Consider the following 18,827-nt stretch of genomic DNA (forward strand, 5'->3'; position numbering starts at 1 on the left):
TTTGGTTTTAATTTTAACAGGTGCTCACTATGAAAACCGGAATTATCCACGAACTCGAAGAACAACGCCGTGACGCTCTGGTCGCCTATTACCTGGGTCAGATCGTACCGTCATCGAACACGGCGGCGCCCTTGCGCCTGACCACCCCCGAGGACCTTTACGAATACCTGCTGATCGACAATCAGGTCAGTGCCCAGGTGGAAACCAGCCGTGTCGCCCAGGGCATCGCCAGCCTCCAACAATATATCCACGCCATCTACAACGGCATGGAGCCCGGTTACCCCTATGGGTTCAGTGCCGAGGAACTGCGCTTGTGGCGTGAGAGCATGAGTCAGTACAGCATCTGGGCCGGCTACCAGATGATTGAAGACTACCCGGAAAACTACATTGATCCGGCCTTGCGCCTGGGCAAGACCAGCCAGTTCAATGCCTTGGAGAACGACCTGGGGCAAAGCCGCCTGACCGAAGGCAGCGTGCAGACCGCGCTGAAAAACTACCTCAGCCAGTTTGAATTGGTGAGTAACCTGAAGATGATCTCGGGTTATATCGACGGCACGGACTTCAGACACGCCAACTATTACTTCGTCGGTCGGCAAAACGTCGAACCTTTTGCGCCCTATTGGCGCAAGGTGGCGATTGACCTGAATGATTCGAGTACCCACGTTTCGCCCTCGGCCTGGAGCGAATGGAAAACCATCGATGTGGCTTTTCAGGCGGGCGTCACCCAGGTTCGCCCCGTGGTGATTCGAGACCGACTGCACCTGGTCTGGGTCGAAGTCGATCAGGCAGAGGTCAGAGATGACGGCAGTAAAACCAATCAGTACCTTTATTCGGCCAAGATGGCCTATAAACAGCTCAACGATCAATGGTCCCCGGCCACGATACTGTTTACCGGGCTCACTGCGACGAACGCCTTGACGGACAGATCGGCGGCCGAAGACTATATCAAGAGTGGCGCATTTTCAGTGGCCATGGACCTTCGTATCACCTCGACGCCTCGGTTGGTCGTGGCATTTAAACTGGGCGCAGAGGAGCATATACGAGCCTATGATGAGTCGTTCAGTCACATCCTGTTAACGCCGGCCGAAAAGAGCGAGTTGTCTCGTGTGGCGGGTTCGATGTTCGGGGGCGACCGCACACGTTTGCAGTTTCCTTATAGTGGTATTGATAGCGGTTCTACGAAAATTGATTGGATGATCAGTTCGTTACTGTGGGATCGTGACAATACCCATAACTATTATCCGCCGGCGGCAGAGTATCCGGATGCCTTGAATGCCTATTTGGAGTTCAGTGCAACGTTGCACATGAATACGGGCGCTCAGGGAGGAAAGCTTGAGGTTCAAGGCTCTTGTTCTGTTGTCCGTATGGAACGAGTGGAGATGAAATTCTCCCTTGAAGATCGAAAAGTCTGGGACTGGACTCACCTGAATGTTTTATCCAGGGTTGAGGTTTTCTTTGGTGTTTTTTATGAAAAGGGGGAGGCCTGGGCACTGTGCGAGATGATTAATCATGTGCTCTATTTTGAGGAGAAAATACATCACAGTCATGTATTCAGTCATGATGGAACCACGTTGGTTACGATAGATCAAGACACGCCGGGCATCCAGGTGGGTGAGGATTGGAACAGCTCTTTTCATAATGGGCGTGTCAGGCGGATGCGCTTCAAAGTTCCGTTGGACTTCGACCTGGCTGCGCTCCTGCCTCTCACCCCTGAAGAGGTTCAGGGAGGGGCTTCGTTCAAGGTGGTGTCAACGATCTCTCTTAAATGGGGTGGCCAGGTAGAGGGGACTGTTAACTTTGTCAATAAATCAAATATAGGTTCTGAGGCCTCCTTTGGCCCGCTGACGAGAAATTTTGGCGTTTGGTACGCGGATGAGAGTGGCGGTGGATATACGGAGGAAAGCCTGGGTTCAACGGCGCTCGCGTTAAACGGTGCTGCCAAAACGCCGATTTACACAAAAAGCTGGAGCGTCGCTACCAGCACTTCCTATGCATTCCCTTTTGGTGTGACGAGAGGTGCTGATCCTGGGATAGGTTGGAACAGGTTCCTGGTGACCCTCAGTCCAATGCTCCGTGACGTCCCCAAAGTCACGACCACCTCGGCGGGCGCGCAGTTTCTTGATCTGCAGGCGCTGGAGTTGAACGACCTGCGTTACGTTCGACTGAACAGCTTGTTCGCCGCTGAGTTGGTCGCCAAGGCGGCCTTCTCCGTGGAAGCGGCCCTGGGCTGGGAGACCCAGCACACGGCGGAGCCTCCCGCTCCCGGTGCTTCGCAACCGGTTCCAGTGGACTTCAACGGCGCCAACGGTCGTTATTTCTGGGAACTGTTTTTCCATGCCCCGCACCTGGTCGCGCAGCGCTTGCACAGCGAGTTCGATTACCTGGGCGCTGAAACCTGGTATCACGCCATTTTCAATCCGTTGGCACGTATTCAGCCGCTTTATCCCGCGCCCTCCCTGGACTATCCGTATTGGTGTGTCAGGCCCTTGGCCCAGCCGGATAGTCCCGCCGAGCCGTTTTTCGGACTGGGTGGTTTGCGTGATCCGGATGCGATTGCCTACAGCGTGCCTTCGCACTATCGCAAGGCGATCTTTACGGGTTACGTGAAAAACCTGATTGCCCGCGGCGACATGCTTTACCGACAACTGACCCGTGATGCCCTCAACGAAGCCAAGCTCCTGTATGTCCGTGCCTTGTCCTTGCTCGGCCCCTTGTCCAAGGGCCGCAGCATCAGCCGTTGGGAGCCCAAACCGCTGGAGGAGGCGGCGGCCTATGACAGCACGTTGTTCAGCGCCTTCGAATCGTCGATCCAGGCGCTTTTCGCCCAGGATATTCCTCAGCATATCCAAGGCGACCCCTGGTTGCGCCTGATCGATGCGCCCTGGTTCCGCTTGCCGGTGAACACGCAACTGCTCGACCTGTGGGACAACCTCGACTTACGCCTGGGCAACCTGCGCAACAACCTTACCCTGGACGGTAAGCCCTTGCTGCTGGCGCTTTACGAGGCGCCGGCCAATCCGTTCGACCTGTTGCGCGCGCAATTGGCCGGCGAGGGTGGCGGCGCGCGGCGACTGGGGTCCCTGGCGATTATCCCGCCTTACCGTTTCCGCGCCATGCTGCCCCGTGTGCAGAGCGCCGTTGACACCCTGATCCGCTTTGGCGATCAGGTGCGCAGCTTTATGGAGTGGCGTGATAACACTCAGCGCGAAGAACTGCTGCAATCCCATGTGCAGGAACTCTCCGAGTTTGGCGTGACCTTGCAGGATCAGGCCATTGACCAGGCCCGCAAAAGCAAGGAGGTCCTGTTGGCAAGCAAGGCGCTGGTGCTTACCCGTCAAGGTTATTACGAGCGGTTGCATAAAGAGGATGTGTCCGCCAACGAGAAAAAAATCATGGATGAGCGCTTGGCTGCGGGGGTACTCAATGTCGCCACGACAGCCGTCACGGCGGCCGGGAATCTGATTGAGGCCTTTACTCCCAATAAGGCGGGAACGACTGTTGGGCCACGCAGACCCGCCGCGACGCTCTTTGCGATTGCGGCAGGATTAGACATCGCCTCTAAAGGAATCATGATCGACGCAGAGCTGCGAACCCAGAAAGAACTGTATCGCCGCCGCCGCGAAGAATGGGATTTCATGATCGAGCAAGCCAAGGTTGAAATCGTAGTGCTTGATCAACAGATCGCGACTCAGCAAATCGTTATCGATTCCGCCGACACCGCTTTGCTGCAAGCCCAAAAAGCCCGCGACCAGGCGGTCACCTACTATGACTTCCTCAAGCATCGTTCCACTGGCCCGGGGCTGTACCAGTGGCTGCTCAGCCAGATGTCGACGCTGTACTTCCAGGCCTATGACGCCGTGTTGTCGATGTGCATGGCCACCGAAGCCGGTTGGCAATATGAGCTTGGCGATCATGACACGCACTTTATTCCCTATGATGCCTGGGCTGACAACCGTCATGGCCTGAACGCCGGCGAAGCCTTGAAACTGGGTTTGCTACGCATGGAGTCGGCGTTTCTCAATCGCCATGAGCGCCGTCTGGAATTGACCAAGACGATCTCCCTGAAAACCTTGCTCAAGGATTACGACCCCAATGCCGAGCGCGGTGGCGTCACACCCATGGCCACCGGTTGGGGGGCCGTGCTGGATCAGCTCAGGGAGCATGGCGAGATCGCGTTCCAGCTGAACAGCTCGTTGTTCGACAAGGATTATCCCGGCCATTACCTGCGCCAGTTGGTGGGCGTGAGCCTATCGTTCCCGGTCGTGCTGGGGCCGTACCAGGATATCCATGCCACGCTGGTGCAAACGCGCAGCAGCACCTTGTTGAAACCCTCATTCGGTGGCGTGGCGAGTCTCTACAGCCAGGCCGGTGAGTTGGCCGCGGACAGTGATATCGAACTTGATCCACGGTACATCGTCTTCAATCCGCGGCTCAGCCAGCAAATCGGCTTGTCCAGCGGCCTGGATGATAATGGCCTGTTCACCCTTAACTTCGACGATGAGCGCTACCTGCCGTTCGAGGGAACGGGCGCCGTATCGAGCTGGGTGCTGAGTTTTCCCCGGCACCCTTCGGCACATCAACAAGCAGTCTTTGACTCCTTGACCGACATTATCCTGCAGGTGCGTTACCTGGCGGTGGATGGCGGTAAGACGTTTGCCGCCCAGGTTGAGCCGCTGGTGCAGTTTGTCGAAGCGCAGGATGAGGTCGCTCATCCTGCAACCACGGCCTTGACCGTGAGCACGGGAAAAAAGCTCGCCAATGGCGTGGATGCCTATACGGCCACCGTCACCGCCAAGAATGCCGAGGGCGGTCCGCTCGCGAATGTGCTGGTGGTGTTTTCCGACATCCCGAATGCCTCGCTCAATCATGCCGTCGGCACCACCGATGCACAGGGGCAATGCAACGCTACGATCACCTCGACGGTGCCCGGTCCCAAGACGGTACGTGCCACGTTGTTTGGGGGGACGACAGTGGCTGGCAGTCCGAAGAGCGTCGATTTCGTTAGCCTTGATTCAGCTCAATCGAGCCTGGAGATGATGGATGACAATGGGGTCGTCAGTGATACGCAAAAAAGCAATAAGGTCCGGGCCACGGTCCGTCTGAGCGATGGCTCTCTGGCACCGGAGGGCACCCGGGTGACCTTCGATGAGCTGATTGACGTTTCTTTTAGCGAACCCACGTGTCTTACCGTGGGCGATACCGGCCAGTGTGAGGTGACGCTGGGCAGTACCGTGGCGAAGACGTACAGGATCAGTGCCAGACTTGAGGGGAATCTCTCAAGTATGAAGACCGATGCGACCTTCGTTGTCGGGACGTACGATTCAGCCGCTTCTACCCTGGACCCGATGACCGGTGAGAAGAATGCCAATGGGGTGGATGCACACATTGCAACCGTGACGCTGCGTGATGCCTATGGCAATCCTTACACGGGGACCACGGGATCTTCCTATGTGCTGTTTCCGGCGGTCCCCGGCGTGACCATTGACCCCACCGCGCCTGACCGATGCGAGTTCGCGCCGGGTAGTGCAACGACCAGCGCCCGTATCACGTCGGAACTCGAGGGCACCTATTCCATTACAGCGACCTTTGGGAATGGCGACGCTATTGGACAGGCGCAGTCCGTGACGTTTTCCGATGTTAACGGTGATGAGAGCGCGTCAAATCTTCATATCGCCCCGGGTTCTGTGCCGCCCGACGGCATCGCCACAAAAACAGTAACGGCTTTTATCCGCAATGCCGCCGGTCGCTCAGTTGAGGGCGTTACCGTGTATTTCAGCGCGCTTGCGACGACGGTGATTCTGAAAGATGAAACCTGCGTCACCGGGCCAGAGGGCAGTTGTTCAATAGAAGTCGCGGGGACGACTACCGGTACGAAAAATATCTCTGCCAGCCTGGGTCGTATGAACGAGGACAGACCTGTTTACCTGGCCGGTAGCCCGCAAATGGCTGCTTTTTACTGGCCCGACCTGTCATGAAAAGGGGATGTTTCAAGCATTGGCCCGCTGGCGTCTGAATGCGGCAGATCCGCATCGAGGGTATGCATCAAGCAAGGAGCGTAAGACATGTCGGTTCTGGCGGAAGGGATTCATACCCATACCCCGAGGTTGACGGTCAGTGACCCTCGCGGGCTTGCGGTGCGTACGGTGGACTATTGTCGTTCCGCCGAGGGCGCTGAGCCTGAAGAGCGGGTCAACCGTAGCGCTTATGACGCCATGGGGCGCTTGGTCGAGCAATGGGACCCCAGGTTGTGGGCGCTCAGTGCCGAAGACGCCGCAGCGCCGCCGAATCTGACTAACCGTTATTCCTTATCCGGGAAGGTCCTGGGTTCGCTCAGTGTCGACGCTGGCGAGCGAGTCAGCCTGTTCGGCGATGGCGATCAGCTGGTGCAGGCCTGGGATAGCCGGGGCAGTGAGCGGTGGGTTGAGTACGACGATTTGCTGCGACCGCTGGTGATCTTTGAGCAGGGCGAAGACGAGGCACCGCGTTGCACCGAGCGTTATGAATATGCCTACGCCGGCGCCGATTTCGCCGCTCACAACCAGTGCGGACAATTGATCCGACACGACGATCCTGCGGGCACTTTGACGATGGACGAGTTCGCCTTGACCGGAGGCGTACTTGAGCAGACCCAACGCTTTTTGAGTGTGCTGGAAATACCGAATTGGCCGCAAGCACTGCCGGAGCGAGATGCACTTCTGGATTCTGTTGCGCAGGCGGCGACCAGCTCAACACACTTCAATCCACTGGGCGATGTGCTGGAACAGACCGATGCCAAGGGCAACCGGCAACAGTTTGACTACACCGTCGACGGTCAATTGTTCGTCACTCACCTGCAACTCAGCGCTCAAACAACGGCGAAGACCCTGGTCAGCGACATCCACTACAACGCCTACGGTCAGGTTGAACAGGAAACCGCTGGCAACGGCGTGATCAGCACGCTGGCCTACCGTCCGGAAGACGGCCGTCTGATTCGTCTTCAAGCTCGGCATGGAACTGAGGCGGCGCTGCAAGACCTGCATTACGAGTACGATCCGGTGGGCAATGTGTTGAGCATTGAAGATGCAGCCTTGCCGATGCGTTATTTCGCCAACCAGCGGGTTGAGCCGAAAAAGCAGTATGACTATGACAGCCTTTACCAGTTGATCAAGGCGACCGGCTGGGAGGCGGGCACCGCCAGTCGAGGGCCTGCGTTCAATCGTTTCGACGACCCGAGTGCCGTTGCCAATTACCAGCAAACCTACCGTTATGACGCCGGCGGGAATTTGTTGGAATTGGTGCATGTCGGCCCGCAAAGCCATAGCCGCAAGCTGACGGCTGCGCGTTACAGCAATCGTTGCCTGCCCGAACAGAATGACCGGCCTCCGACCGAGGATGAAATTGCCGCCGCGTTTGATGGCAACGGCAACTTGCTGGAGTTGCAGCCGGGGCAGGCAATGAGTTGGGATTTGCGCAATCAGTTGCGCGAGGTGCGACCGGTTGAGCGTGAAAGTTCCGACGATGATCTTGAGTTGTATCTGTACGGTGGCGATGGGATGCGGCGACGCAAGGTCCGCTCGACCCAGGCCAACGCCCGTTCGCTGATATCCGAGGTCCGCTATTTACCGGGCTTGGAAATCCGCACCCGCGAAGGCACGGGTGAAGTGTTGCAAGTGATCTGCGTGCAGGCCGGACGCAGCGCCATGCAGGTACTGCACTGGGAAACCACACCGCCATCCGGTATCGCCAATGATCAATATCGCTACAACCTGACTGACCACCTGGGCTCCAGCAGCCTGGAGCTGGATGGCGAGGCCGCGGTGATCAGCCAGGAAATCTATCACCCCTACGGCAGCACGGCCTGGTTTGCCGGGCGCAGTGAGGTGGAGGCGGGCTACAAGACCGTGCATTACTCGGGCAAGGAGCGGGATGCGACGGGGCTTTACTATTACGGTTACCGGTACTACCAGCCGTGGGCGGGAAGATGGCTCTCAGCGGACCCGGCGGGCACGGTGGACGGGCTCAACCTGTTCAGGATGTGCAGAAATAATCCGGTGACATTGAAGGATGATGACGGCTGCGTCCCTGTAAGCCCGGTACCCAAAAACATCTGGCATATATGGATTGGACCTCATGCATTAAATGATACGGATATTGAGCATTTAAAAAGTAACGCTAATAAAAACCCTGACTACTCAATAACTGTATTAACTGACAGTACGTTCTGGAGCGGTAACCCATGGGAGGAAAAATTAAAGCAGGGTGTGTTAGGTAGGATTCAGGTACTTGACATCATGCAAACTGAAGAAGGGAGAAAATTCTCTCGTAGTAAAAATTACAATCAGTATCAATCCGCCGTTAGTTCAGGCTATGCCGCAGCCGGCGCTGATATTCTAAGGTACTACTGGCTAAAAGAGCGTGGTGGGATTTACATGGATCATGATGATACAGTCAATAGCGCCTTTGGCGACATCAACCTTTCCAGTAAAGGTATCGGGTTAAGCGGACTGTACAGAATGCCAACAACAGACACGGCACAGCTTAGTTACGGCTATTCATTATCGCATTTTGCAGTGCAGTCAGGGTCGGAAGTGCTGGCTCAGGTGTTAGATACTGCCGCAAAGAATTTTGCGGGCAAGGAGGGGGGCTACTATGAAAATTTAGTAAAAGGTACAAATGCCACGACCCATGAAGTTCTTGCAAGTAGTGGTAACCTTCTATTCACTAAAGTGATAAATGAAAACAAAGGAAAATTAAGGGAATATTACAATACTAAATTGAAACTCTTGAATGATGAAGTTGTATATTCAAAAATAGATCAAGCTGAGAAAAAGACACAAAATTTTGAACTTGCCTCATTCCCATTAAGAAATAAGGTGACAGCAGGAAATGCTCATACATGGATGCGCAACTGAGGCTGACCGCAAAGCGGCTGAGCGGCTGAGCGGCTGAGCGATTGAGCCAGGGGATCGGCATTACCATTGATCGGCACTGTTATTTCTGACAGTAGTTGACGGCGTGGATCAGGTGCTTAATTAGCGCAGGCATCCAATGCGGAGCACAAGCCATGCCGATTCTGACGGTGGGGCTTCACACTCATACACCGACGCTGACGGTCACCGATCCGCGTGGGTTGGTTGTGCGTTCGGTGGGTTACTGCCGCTCCGTTGAGGGCTCTGAGCCTCAAGAGCGGGTCAATCGCAGTGCCTATGACGCGATGGGGCGTTTGGACGAGCAATGGGACCCCAGGTTGTGGGCGCTCAGTGCAGAGGATGCCGCAGCGCCGCCGAATCTGATTAATCGTTATTCGCTGTCCGAGAAAGTGCTGGGCTCGCTCAGCGTCGATGCCGGCGAGCGAATCAGCCTGTTCGGCGATGGCGATCAGTTGCTCCAGGCCTGGGACAGCCGGGGCAGCGAGCGGCGGGTTGAGTACGACGAGCTATTGCGACCGCTGGCGATCTTCGAACAGGGCGAAGACGAAGCTGCGCGTTGTACCGAGCGTTATGAATATGCCAACGCCAGTGCCGATTTCGTCGCTCACAATCAATGCGGGCGATTGATCCGACACGACGATCCCGCAGGCACTTTGACGATGGGTGAGTATGCCTTGACCGGTGGTGTGCTTGAGCAGACCCAACGCTTTCTGAGTGCGCTGGAAATACCGGATTGGCCGCAAGCATTGTCGGCGCGAGATGCACTTCTGGAGCCTGTTGCGCAGGCGGCGACCAGTTCCACACACTTCAATCCGTTGGGCGATGTACTGGAACAGACCGATGCCAAGGGTAATCGGCAACAGTTTGACTACACCGTCGACGGTCAACTGTTCGCCACTCACCTGCAACTCAGCGCTCAATCAACGGCAAAGACCCTGGTCAGCGATATCCACTACAACGCCTACGGCCAGGTTGAACAGGAAACCGCCGGTAACGGTGTGGTCAGTACGCTGACCTATCGCCCTGAAGACGGTCGCCTGACCCGGATTCAGGCCCGACATGGAACTGAAGCGGCGTTGCAAGACCTGCATTACGAGTACGATCCGGTGGGCAATGTGCTGAGCATTGATGACGCGGCGTTGCCTGTTCGTTATTTCGCTAACCAGCGGGTTGAGCCGAAAAAGCAGTTTGACTATGACAGCCTTTACCAACTGATCAAGGCGACTGGCTGGGAAGCGGGCGGCGCCAGTCGAGGACCGGCGTTCAATCGTTTCGACGATCCGAGTGCGGTTGCCAACTACCATCAGACCTACCGCTATGACGCCGGCGGGAATTTGCTGGAACTGGTCCATGTCGGCCCGCAAAGCCACAGTCGTAAGCTAACGGCGGCGCGCTACAGCAATCGCTGCCTGCCTGAACAAAATGATCGACCTCCGACTGAAGAGGAGATTGCCGCCGCGTTTGATGGCAACGGTAACTTGCTGGATCTGCAACCGGGGCAGGCGATGAGCTGGGACTTGCGTAATCAGTTGCGCGAAGTGAGGCCGGTTGAGCGTGAAGGTGCGGACGATGATCGCGAGTTGTACCTTTACGATGGGGATGGCCAGCGGCGGCGCAAGATCCGTTCGACCCAGACCAACGCCCGTTCGCTGATATCGGAAGTCCGCTACTTGCCAGGCCTGGAACTCCGCACCCGCGAAGGCACGGGCGAAGTGTTGCAGGTGATCTGCGTCCAGGCCGGGCGGAGCGCCATGCAGGTATTGCACTGGGAAAGCACGCCGCCATCCGGTATCGCCAACGATCAATATCGCTACAACCTGACCGACCACCTGGGCTCCAGCAGCCTGGAGTTGGACGATGAGGCGGCGGTGATCAGCCAGGAAACCTATCACCCCTACGGCAGCACGGCCTGGTTTGCCGGGCGCAGTGAAGTGGAGGCGGGTTACAAGACCGTGCGTTACTCAGGCAAGGAACGGGATGCGACTGGGCTTTATTACTATGGATTCAGGTATTACGCGCCTTGGTTGCAGCGATGGATTAACCCTGATCCTGTTCGGGACATGGATGGGTTGAATTTCTATAGGATGGTTAGAAATAATCCGATTAGTTACAGCGATACAGACGGATTAATGCCGACGAAAGAGACAGACAAGTTTAAGCCAGAATCCTCTAGGGAGATGACAAACAGGGTGAGTCGCGTTAGTAGGGGTGACCGGGAATTTAATTCAGCACCGATACAGTCTAACAGCCTGGGTAGTTTGAGCCCATTCGGCGGTGGAGGGCGCAATGCGTCTGCGTCTCCTGAAGGGGATCCCCTGAATCGAAGAAGCCCGCAAGGGAGTACGCCTTATTTTTTCGGTATTGCCACGACTATAATAGCGGCTAATCGTTTTAAAAGACCTCTTAAGCCGACGCTAAGCAATATTCCTGATGTCCCATTTCGTGAAATTATCAAGCATCTTGGTGGGCAGGATCTCGAGAACCTTTCTTTGACCTCGAAATATTTTAACGCAGTGGTAAACAAGAACACGCAACCGATGGCATTGATTGAAAAACTGGACAGTTCTGGTTATATGGAAGCGCTGCGCGATATAACTTTAAATAATAGGCTGGGATACCTGCCCTCTCAAGTGCTGGGAAACATGAAATACCTGGAAGATTCCCAGGGTGTCTTGGCTGCCGATAACGAGCCAGGGCGCAGCTATTTTCAAAAAAGATATTTAGATGAGCTTAGTCATGCAAGTTATCTTCGTGCGAGTGAAAGACGGGCGAGAGAGAATGAAAGACAGGCGATAGAGAAGGAACGTACTCTGCTGTGGAAGAAAGCTGCCTATGGTTTGGATTATCATTCAGACAGCAGCTATGACAGTGACTGACTTGTGCAAAGCTGCGGATAGGCCGGCGCCTGAGGATTTAATCGATACGCCAGCGGTGCCCAGCCGATCAGCCGTTGTGGCGTTTACTCGGTGTGTTCACTGTGGCTAGAGAGGCACTCGGCCGTTTGGTTTTGATTGTTGCGACCACACCCGCACAGCAGTGCGGGTGTGGATAACGCCTTCAGCCCATCAGGCGGTTGCTGTTTGTTGCCCGTCGAGCAATTCATCCATTTCCTGCTGGGCCATATCGATCAGATGCACCGCGCCCAATGCGAGCTTGCGCTCTGAGCCCTGGAGATTGTCCGCCGATTCGTAGGCGGTCGCCGAGGCGCACTGGAGGAGTTCGTAGATATGGACCAAGGTGTCTTCGGTGCTGCGTCCCGGTTTTTTCCGGGGCCGATTGTGGGGCGGCAGCAGTTCGTAGTGAGCGAAGGCGCGCTCGGCGGCGAGTTTGAATGCGGGGGAGTTGAGGTCTTCCGCACCAGGCGGATTGGGGGTGATCTTGAACATGATGAGATTCCTTAACCGTCATTGGGAGCTACCACGCTTCGCTTGCACGCGAAGTGGGGTGGCAGCTGTACGCAGGTGTGCAAGACCGGTGGTTAAGGAAACGAAAACCCGGCAGATCCGAAGATCTCCCACGCACAGCCACCATGACATTGAATCTCAGAGACACGTCCTCTGAAATTTTGATCAGGCGTCGTTGTTTCATTCACCAGTCCGGACTTGCACGTCCGTATCACCGGGTTAGCGGTGATGAAGACAGACTAGTCATCGAAATGGGCAGAAGCAACGGGTTGGGATTTTCTAGGAAATTTCAGTCAAGTGAAAGGGAATAGTCGTCGCTGATGCTCTGTCGGCGCAGGCCTGAACGCTTTTTCTGCCGGTAATACCATTGATCGGTACTGTCATTTCTGACTGTAGCCGGCAACGTGGATCAGTTGCCTGGGGCGAGGGCTCGAAAGCGCGGGAGGTGAGACCTTCCGCCCCATGCAGATTGGGGTGGTCTTGAACAGGGTGACTGCCACGCCCCTACCCTCACGTCAGGCAGAGCAGGAGCGTTCTGCATACCGTCAACGACCTCAAGGGATTACACCCGAAACAGGAGAGACCGCTTTCTGATAGGAGGACATTTTCGCCGCCTGTTCCCGCCAAAGCCGTGCCATATCCGCTGTTGTCGCATTGCCTAGCGGTTTTCCGGACGAGTCGGAGATCAGCGGGGTGGAGTAATATGGAGCGCTATTGCCACAGAGAAAAGTCGACGATGTACCGTTGCTGTAACCAAATTTATAATCATTGCTTCCTCCTGTATTACAGTGATTTCCACCCACATTGTGACCGATCTCGTGACGAAAGGCCGTGGGGCTATCCACACCTTGTAGGCTATAACGCCCACCTAGAGAAGCAAATCCTCCGCCTCCTCTGGAAAACCCGGCTATCATATCGGCGCCTATCAACTGGGCTGCCGGGCCAAATAAACTGGAAAGCTCACTCAGGGACTCCCGGGTCATTGGGAAGTCTTCTTCAACGATATCGATGCCGAGAAGACGTAATCTTACAGTATCAATGCGTGAATTGCGCAGACCGACATTGGCTGCCTCTATTGCGAGCCTTGCGTAGTCTAGAGTAAGTTCCGGACCGCCTATTTTGTTAACCGCCGCTCGTGAAAACCCCGCTAGGACATCAACAATATTTGTACCGTTGCAGTCAACATCAGCCTCCGGTGCCACAGTGGTCTCGTTGTTTGTTTCGCTATTTTCTAACTTTACCGTGTCGGGTGCCAGCTCGTCATAGGGTTTTTCAGGTATTAGAAATTGTTCTCCCTTCGCGTTACTACGAACTACTCCGCGAAACGTGGGTGATTCCACTAGTGCATAAAAGCGACCTTCATTATTGAGCACTACGCTGATGCTGCCGACATTGTAATTTTTATCATTTTTCAACATGGCGCTGGCGACTTCGGAGTCTTTCTCTTGGCGCCAAGAGGAAAAATGCCCTAGGACCAGACCTTGCAGTAGTGGGGATGTTTTCGTCGAGCCTTTTGTAACAAGGGCGGCCATATCAATCTGGTCCCCAGGAGTGAACCGTTGCTTCGTAGCAAAATGCGAAGGCTCAGCGGCTTGAGTCGTGACGGGGCAGCCAATGGCTCTCACCTTCCACCAGGTATTATCCTGATTGTTCGTTGGGTAATAATGTGTTGGGCCAGCCACACCATTGAATTTTGATTCAACTCTTATAGTATTCCCAGCGCCGTGAATAGCCCCTATGTAGGTGATCTCTCGCCAGGATTTTGGATCACCGAAAGTCCCAGCATGTGCGCCTCGCCAAAACCAGTAGCTGTTATCTTGCCCCGCCGGTGGGAAGTATTTATTACCTGTGGCGGCGCTGCCGGTGAATCGGGACTCAAAATAACCATCATTTCCTTTGTGGACAGCCCCCGGGTAGGACCAATCACTCCAGTGTTTGGGGTCGAAGTACGTCCCCGCATGCACGCCTAGCCAAAACCAGTAGCTGTTATCTTGCCCTACCGCTGGGAAGTACTTATTACCTGTGGCGGCGCTGCCGGTGAATCGGGACTCAAAATAACCATCATTGCTTTTGTGGACAGCCCCCGGGTAGGACCAATCACTCCAATATTTGGGGTCGGAGTACGTCCCTGCATGTACTCCTCGCCAAAGCCAGTAATTGTTATCTTGCCCTGCCGGTGGGAAGTACTTATTGCCTGTGGCGGCGCTACCGGTGAATCTGGATTCAAAATAACCAGTGTCGCTCTTGTGAATAGCGCCTGGGAAAGTCTGCTCGCTCCAGTATTTGGGATCGGCGTACGTTCCAGCGGCTTGAACTTGATTTTTACTTGAATTCTCGCTTTTACTCTCCAGTGAGGGTGCTGGGGCAGCAGCCTCTTGAGCGAAAACTACCGTTGTTACAAGAGCGTTGAGCCCTACTATAACAAGTGATATGAGGACTGAAGGGGATTTCATATGATCATCCTTGGCCATGCGGCCAGCGCAATATAAGCAGGATGATAGGGTAAGGCTCACGGTGTTCGAAACTGTTAGAAGTGACAGTTTTATAGAGTTAAATGCAATAAGCCAATGCCTCATTATTTCTTCTGGCCCGGCTCAAGCAAGAAAAGCGCTACAGTAGGAAAGGCGCGTGAACGCTTATATGTACCTGCGTCTTAAGAGTGAAAGCAACTCGGCCCGCAGTGCGAAAAAGACTGCATCTGTTCCATAGGTTGAGTGGCGATACCTGCTCCCGCATGGTCGTGCGGAAACAGGTTGGCTTTCAGTTCATCAGGCAATTGCCACTGATTGCCCGTCGAGTAGCTCATCCATTTCCTGTTGAGCCATATCGATCAGGTGCACCGCGCCCAACGCGAGTTTGCGCTGTGGGCCTTGGAGATTGTCCGCCGATTCGTAGGCCGTCGCCGAGGCGCACTGGAGGAGTTCGTAGATATGGACCAGGGTGTCTTCGGTGCTGCGTGCCGGTGTTTTCCGGGGCCGATTCTGGGACGGCAGCAGTTCGTAATGAGCCAAGGCGCGCTCGGCGGCGAGTTTGAATGCGGGGGAGTTGAGGTCTTCCGCACAAGGCGGATTGGGGGTGATCTTGAACATGGTGTATCCCTTTTGATGAGTTGGGACCGTCACCGTTCGCTTGCACGCGAATGAGGGTGGCGGTCGTACGCAGGTGTGCAAGACCGGGGCAAAAGGTAAACCCGGCAGATCCGAAGATCTCCCGCGCACGTCCGCCATAACACGATATTTCAGGCGTAAAAAACCTGAAAGTATTTGGCGTGGCGTGCCTTTTGTCAGTCCGGACTTGCACGTCCGTATCACCGAATTTGCGGCGACACTGTGCAGACTAGTCGCCGGTCCTGACAGGCGCAACGGGTTGGGATTTTCTAGGAAATTTCAGTCAAGTGAAAGGGAATAGTCGTCACTAATGCTCTGTCGGCGCAGGTCTGAACGCATTTTCTGCCGGTAATACCATTGATCGGCACTGTCATTTCTGACAGTAGCCGGCAACGTGTATCAGGTGCTTAGTGAGTGTAGGCATCAAACGTGGAGTTCAGGTCATGCCAGTTCTGGCGGCGGGGATTCACACTCACACACCGACGCTGACGGTCACCGATCCCCGTGGGCTGGTTGTGCGTTCGGTAGGTTATTGTCGTTCCGTTGCGGGCGCTGAGCCTGAAGAGCGGATCAACCGCAGTGCTTATGACGCGATGGGGCGCTTGGTCGAGCAATGGGACCCCAGGCTATGGGGGCTTAGTGCGGAAGATGCCGTGGCGCCTCCCAACCTGATCAATCGTTACTCACTGTCCGGGAAGGTATTGGGTTCGCTCAGCGTCGATGCCGGCGAGCGAATCAGCTTGTTCGGCGATGGGGATCAGTTAGTACAGGCCTGGGACAGTCGGCGCACTGAGCGGCGGGTTGAGTACGACGAGCTGTTGCGCCCCGTGGCGATCTTTGAGCAAGGCGAAGGTGAAGCTGCGCGTTGTACCGAGCTTTATGAATATGCCGACGCCAGCGCCGATTTCGCCGCTCACAACCAGTGCGGCCAATTGATCCGTCATGACGATCCGGCAGGCACTTTGGCCGTGAATGATTTTGCCTTGATCGGCGGCGTGCTTGAGCAGACCCAACGTTTTTTGAGTTCGCTGGAAATACCGGATTGGCCGCAAGGGCTGCCGGAGCGGGATGCGCTGCTGGAGCCGGTGGCGCAAGCGGCAACTACCGCTACGCACTTCAATCCACTGGGCGATGTGCTGGAACAGACCGATGCCAAGAGCAACCGGCAACAGTTCGACTACACCTTCGACGGTCAACTGTTCGCCACTCACCTGCAACTCAGCGCTCAAACAACGGCGCAGACCCTGGTCAGCAATATCCACTACAACGCCTACGGCCAGGTTGAACAGGAAACCGCCGGTAACGGAGTGGTCAGTACACTGACCTATCGTCCTGAAGATGGTCGTCTGACCCGGCTTCAGGCCCGACTTGGAACTGACGCGGCGCTGCAAGACCTGCATTACGAGTACGATCCGGTAGGCAATGTGCTGAGCATTGAAGACGCCGCCTTGCCGATTCGTTATTTCGCCAACCAGCGCGTTGAGCCGATCAAGCAGTATGACTATGACAGCCTCTACCAACTGATCATGGCGACTGGTTGGGAGGCGGGCAGCGCCAGTCGAGGGCCTGCGTTCAATCGCTTTGATGATCCGGGGGCTGTCGCCAATTACCAGCAAACCTACCGTTATGACGCAGGCGGGAATTTGTTGGAGTTGGTGCATGTCGGCCCGCAAAGCCATAGCCGCAAACTGACGGCAGCTCGCTACAGTAACCGTTGTTTACCCGAGCAGAATGACCGGCCTCCCACTGAGGAAGAGATCGCCGCCGCGTTTGATGGAAACGGTAACTTGCTGGACCTGCAACCGGGTCAGGCGATGAGCTGGGACTTGCGCAATCAGTTGCGCGAGGTGCGACCGGTTGAGCGTGAGAGTTCCGACGATGATCTTGAGGTGTATCTGTACGGTGGCGATGGGATGCGGAGACGTAAGGTCCGCTCGACCCGGACCAGCGCTCGTTCGCTGATATCGGAAGTCCGCTACTTGCCGGGTCTTGAAATCCGTACCCGCGAAGGCTCGGGCGAAGTGTTGCAGGTGATCTGCGTCCAGGCCGGACGCAGCGCCATGCAGGTGTTGCACTGGGAAAGCACGCCGCCATCCGGCATCGCCAACGATCAATATCGCTACAACCTGACCGATCACCTGGGTTCCAGCAGCCTGGAGCTGGATGGCGAGGCCGCAGTGATCAGCCAGGAAACCTATCACCCCTACGGCAGCACGGCCTGGTTTGCTGGGCGCAGTGAAGTTGAGGCGGGTTACAAGACCGTGCATTACTCAGGCAAGGAGCGGGACGCGACGGGGCTTTATTATTATGGACTTCGCTATTATGCACCGTGGCTACAGAGATGGATCAATCCTGATCCCGGCGGTGGTATAGATGGTTTGAATGTCTATCGGTCTCTTCGAAATAGTCCTGTGCAGTATATGGATCCTCAAGGACTGGCCCCAATAAAACCTAAGGATGCCTCAGGTACGTTGTCTGGTGATAATGAGGACGATGATGGGTCGCTTTTAACTGAGGAGAAAACAGTCTCGATTTCCGATACGATTGAACAATCTCCTTTTTATTCTGAGGAAATCATGGACTACTCATCTACTGGTGCTGCCCAAGAGAGTGGTCGCGTTCGTTATAAAGACCTCCACCTTGAAGATCGCCTGCGAAAACTTGATCGGGTACGATTTTCCGACAGAAAGATAGCCTTCCACGTAACGCATGAAATAGGCTCGGCGCCTGGATTGATCAGAACTGACATACGGACGACGTCAGGAGATGATGCGGGGCTCTTTGAGAATACTTATTCTCCGCGCGAATGGATTTTTCAAGAAAACTATAGAGAACCTGCCGCAGGAACCCATTTCTTTGCAAACGATATTGTCAGGCGTCAATTCAGACTGGTCTCTAAAATAGGCGGATTTGAAAATAGCAGACCTGAGAAAATTATCCGAAAACACGTTCTCAACTATAAGACGACAAAAGAAACTTCCGGTTTGAAAAGTGGTTCCCCGGAAATGCTCAAGGTGTTTATGGAAAGAACGCCTAACGGCAGGAGTACAGCGAGAATTTTAGAAGACTTTGGTTTGCGTGCAGTTCGTGTGGAGCGACTTGATCAGGGCGGGACTGATTTTCACGTATATGTTGAACCCAAAGACTCCATGGCCGCGTTGGCATGGAAATCGACCGTGGCACGGATTACCGAGTCCCGTTTGGGGAAAACCAGGAGTTTGCTTAACAACCCAGGTGCTGCTCGCTTGGATAAAACACGATAATTTTTCTGAACTCTACTGACCAGCAGGCATTGAAATATCATCTGACGCAGACACTCGCCCGGCACTTGCGCCTTTACCCGTGAATCGGCGATCCAGAGTGATGCTGGCTTTGTGTCGAGCGGACTTGTCCTAAGGGAGCGAGGG

7 protein-coding genes are annotated in these 18,827 nt (G+C 55.1%); 4 read left to right on the forward strand and 3 right to left on the reverse strand.

The genetic code is table 11. The features are described 5' to 3' along the window. Window positions 1–29: 29 nt before the first annotated feature. The 3 genes from HX866_RS01135 to HX866_RS01145 all read left to right on the forward strand — a co-directional run bounded on the left by HX866_RS01135 (window position 30) and on the right by HX866_RS01145 (window position 11,785). Complete coding sequence (locus HX866_RS01135) at window positions 30–5,975, forward strand: Ig-like domain-containing protein (protein WP_177137779.1); 5,946 nt, start codon at window positions 30–32, stop codon at window positions 5,973–5,975. An 87-nt stretch (window positions 5,976–6,062) separates the two neighbouring features. Next, window positions 6,063–8,891 (forward strand): RHS repeat-associated core domain-containing protein, encoded by a 2,829-nt coding sequence (locus HX866_RS01140; protein WP_177137781.1) that lies wholly within the window; start codon window positions 6,063–6,065, stop codon window positions 8,889–8,891. Between the two features lie 152 nt (window positions 8,892–9,043). Next, entirely contained in the window at window positions 9,044–11,785 is a 2,742-nt protein-coding gene (locus HX866_RS01145; protein ID WP_256344788.1) for an RHS repeat-associated core domain-containing protein, read from the forward strand. Between the two features lie 189 nt (window positions 11,786–11,974). Here HX866_RS01145 and HX866_RS01150 read toward each other — a convergent pair whose 3' ends face one another. From HX866_RS01150 to HX866_RS01160, 3 genes are all read right to left on the reverse strand, one after another. Then, window positions 11,975–12,295 (reverse strand): DUF6124 family protein, encoded by a 321-nt coding sequence (locus HX866_RS01150; protein WP_177137783.1) that lies wholly within the window; start codon window positions 12,293–12,295, stop codon window positions 11,975–11,977. A gap of 572 nt (window positions 12,296–12,867) precedes the next feature. After that, complete coding sequence (locus HX866_RS01155) at window positions 12,868–14,766, reverse strand: hypothetical protein (RefSeq protein WP_177126587.1); 1,899 nt, start codon at window positions 14,764–14,766, stop codon at window positions 12,868–12,870. Window positions 14,767–15,081: 315 nt separating this feature from the next. Next, entirely contained in the window at window positions 15,082–15,402 is a 321-nt protein-coding gene (locus HX866_RS01160) for a DUF6124 family protein (RefSeq protein ID WP_177126585.1), read from the reverse strand. Between the two features lie 461 nt (window positions 15,403–15,863). Between HX866_RS01160 and HX866_RS01165 the strand changes: the two genes are divergently transcribed. Further along, window positions 15,864–18,683 carry an RHS repeat domain-containing protein gene (locus HX866_RS01165; RefSeq protein WP_256344789.1) on the forward strand — a complete coding sequence of 940 codons (2,820 nt, stop codon included), beginning with the start codon at window positions 15,864–15,866 and terminating at the stop codon, window positions 18,681–18,683. Window positions 18,684–18,827 lie beyond the last annotated feature (144 nt).

This window comes from Pseudomonas gingeri, from assembly GCF_013386165.1.
Classification (GTDB): domain Bacteria; phylum Pseudomonadota; class Gammaproteobacteria; order Pseudomonadales; family Pseudomonadaceae; genus Aquipseudomonas; species Aquipseudomonas gingeri_C.

Coding starts and splice junctions, on each gene's coding strand:
- HX866_RS01165 (WP_256344789.1), top strand. CDS start 15,864: ATGCCAGTTCTGGCGGCGGGGATTCACACTCACACACCGACGCTGACG.
- HX866_RS01155 (WP_177126587.1), bottom strand. CDS start 14,766: ATGAAATCCCCTTCAGTCCTCATATCACTTGTTATAGTAGGGCTCAAC.
- HX866_RS01135 (WP_177137779.1), top strand. CDS start 30: ATGAAAACCGGAATTATCCACGAACTCGAAGAACAACGCCGTGACGCT.
- HX866_RS01140 (WP_177137781.1), top strand. CDS start 6,063: ATGTCGGTTCTGGCGGAAGGGATTCATACCCATACCCCGAGGTTGACG.
- HX866_RS01145 (WP_256344788.1), top strand. CDS start 9,044: ATGCCGATTCTGACGGTGGGGCTTCACACTCATACACCGACGCTGACG.
- HX866_RS01150 (WP_177137783.1), bottom strand. CDS start 12,295: ATGTTCAAGATCACCCCCAATCCGCCTGGTGCGGAAGACCTCAACTCC.
- HX866_RS01160 (WP_177126585.1), bottom strand. CDS start 15,402: ATGTTCAAGATCACCCCCAATCCGCCTTGTGCGGAAGACCTCAACTCC.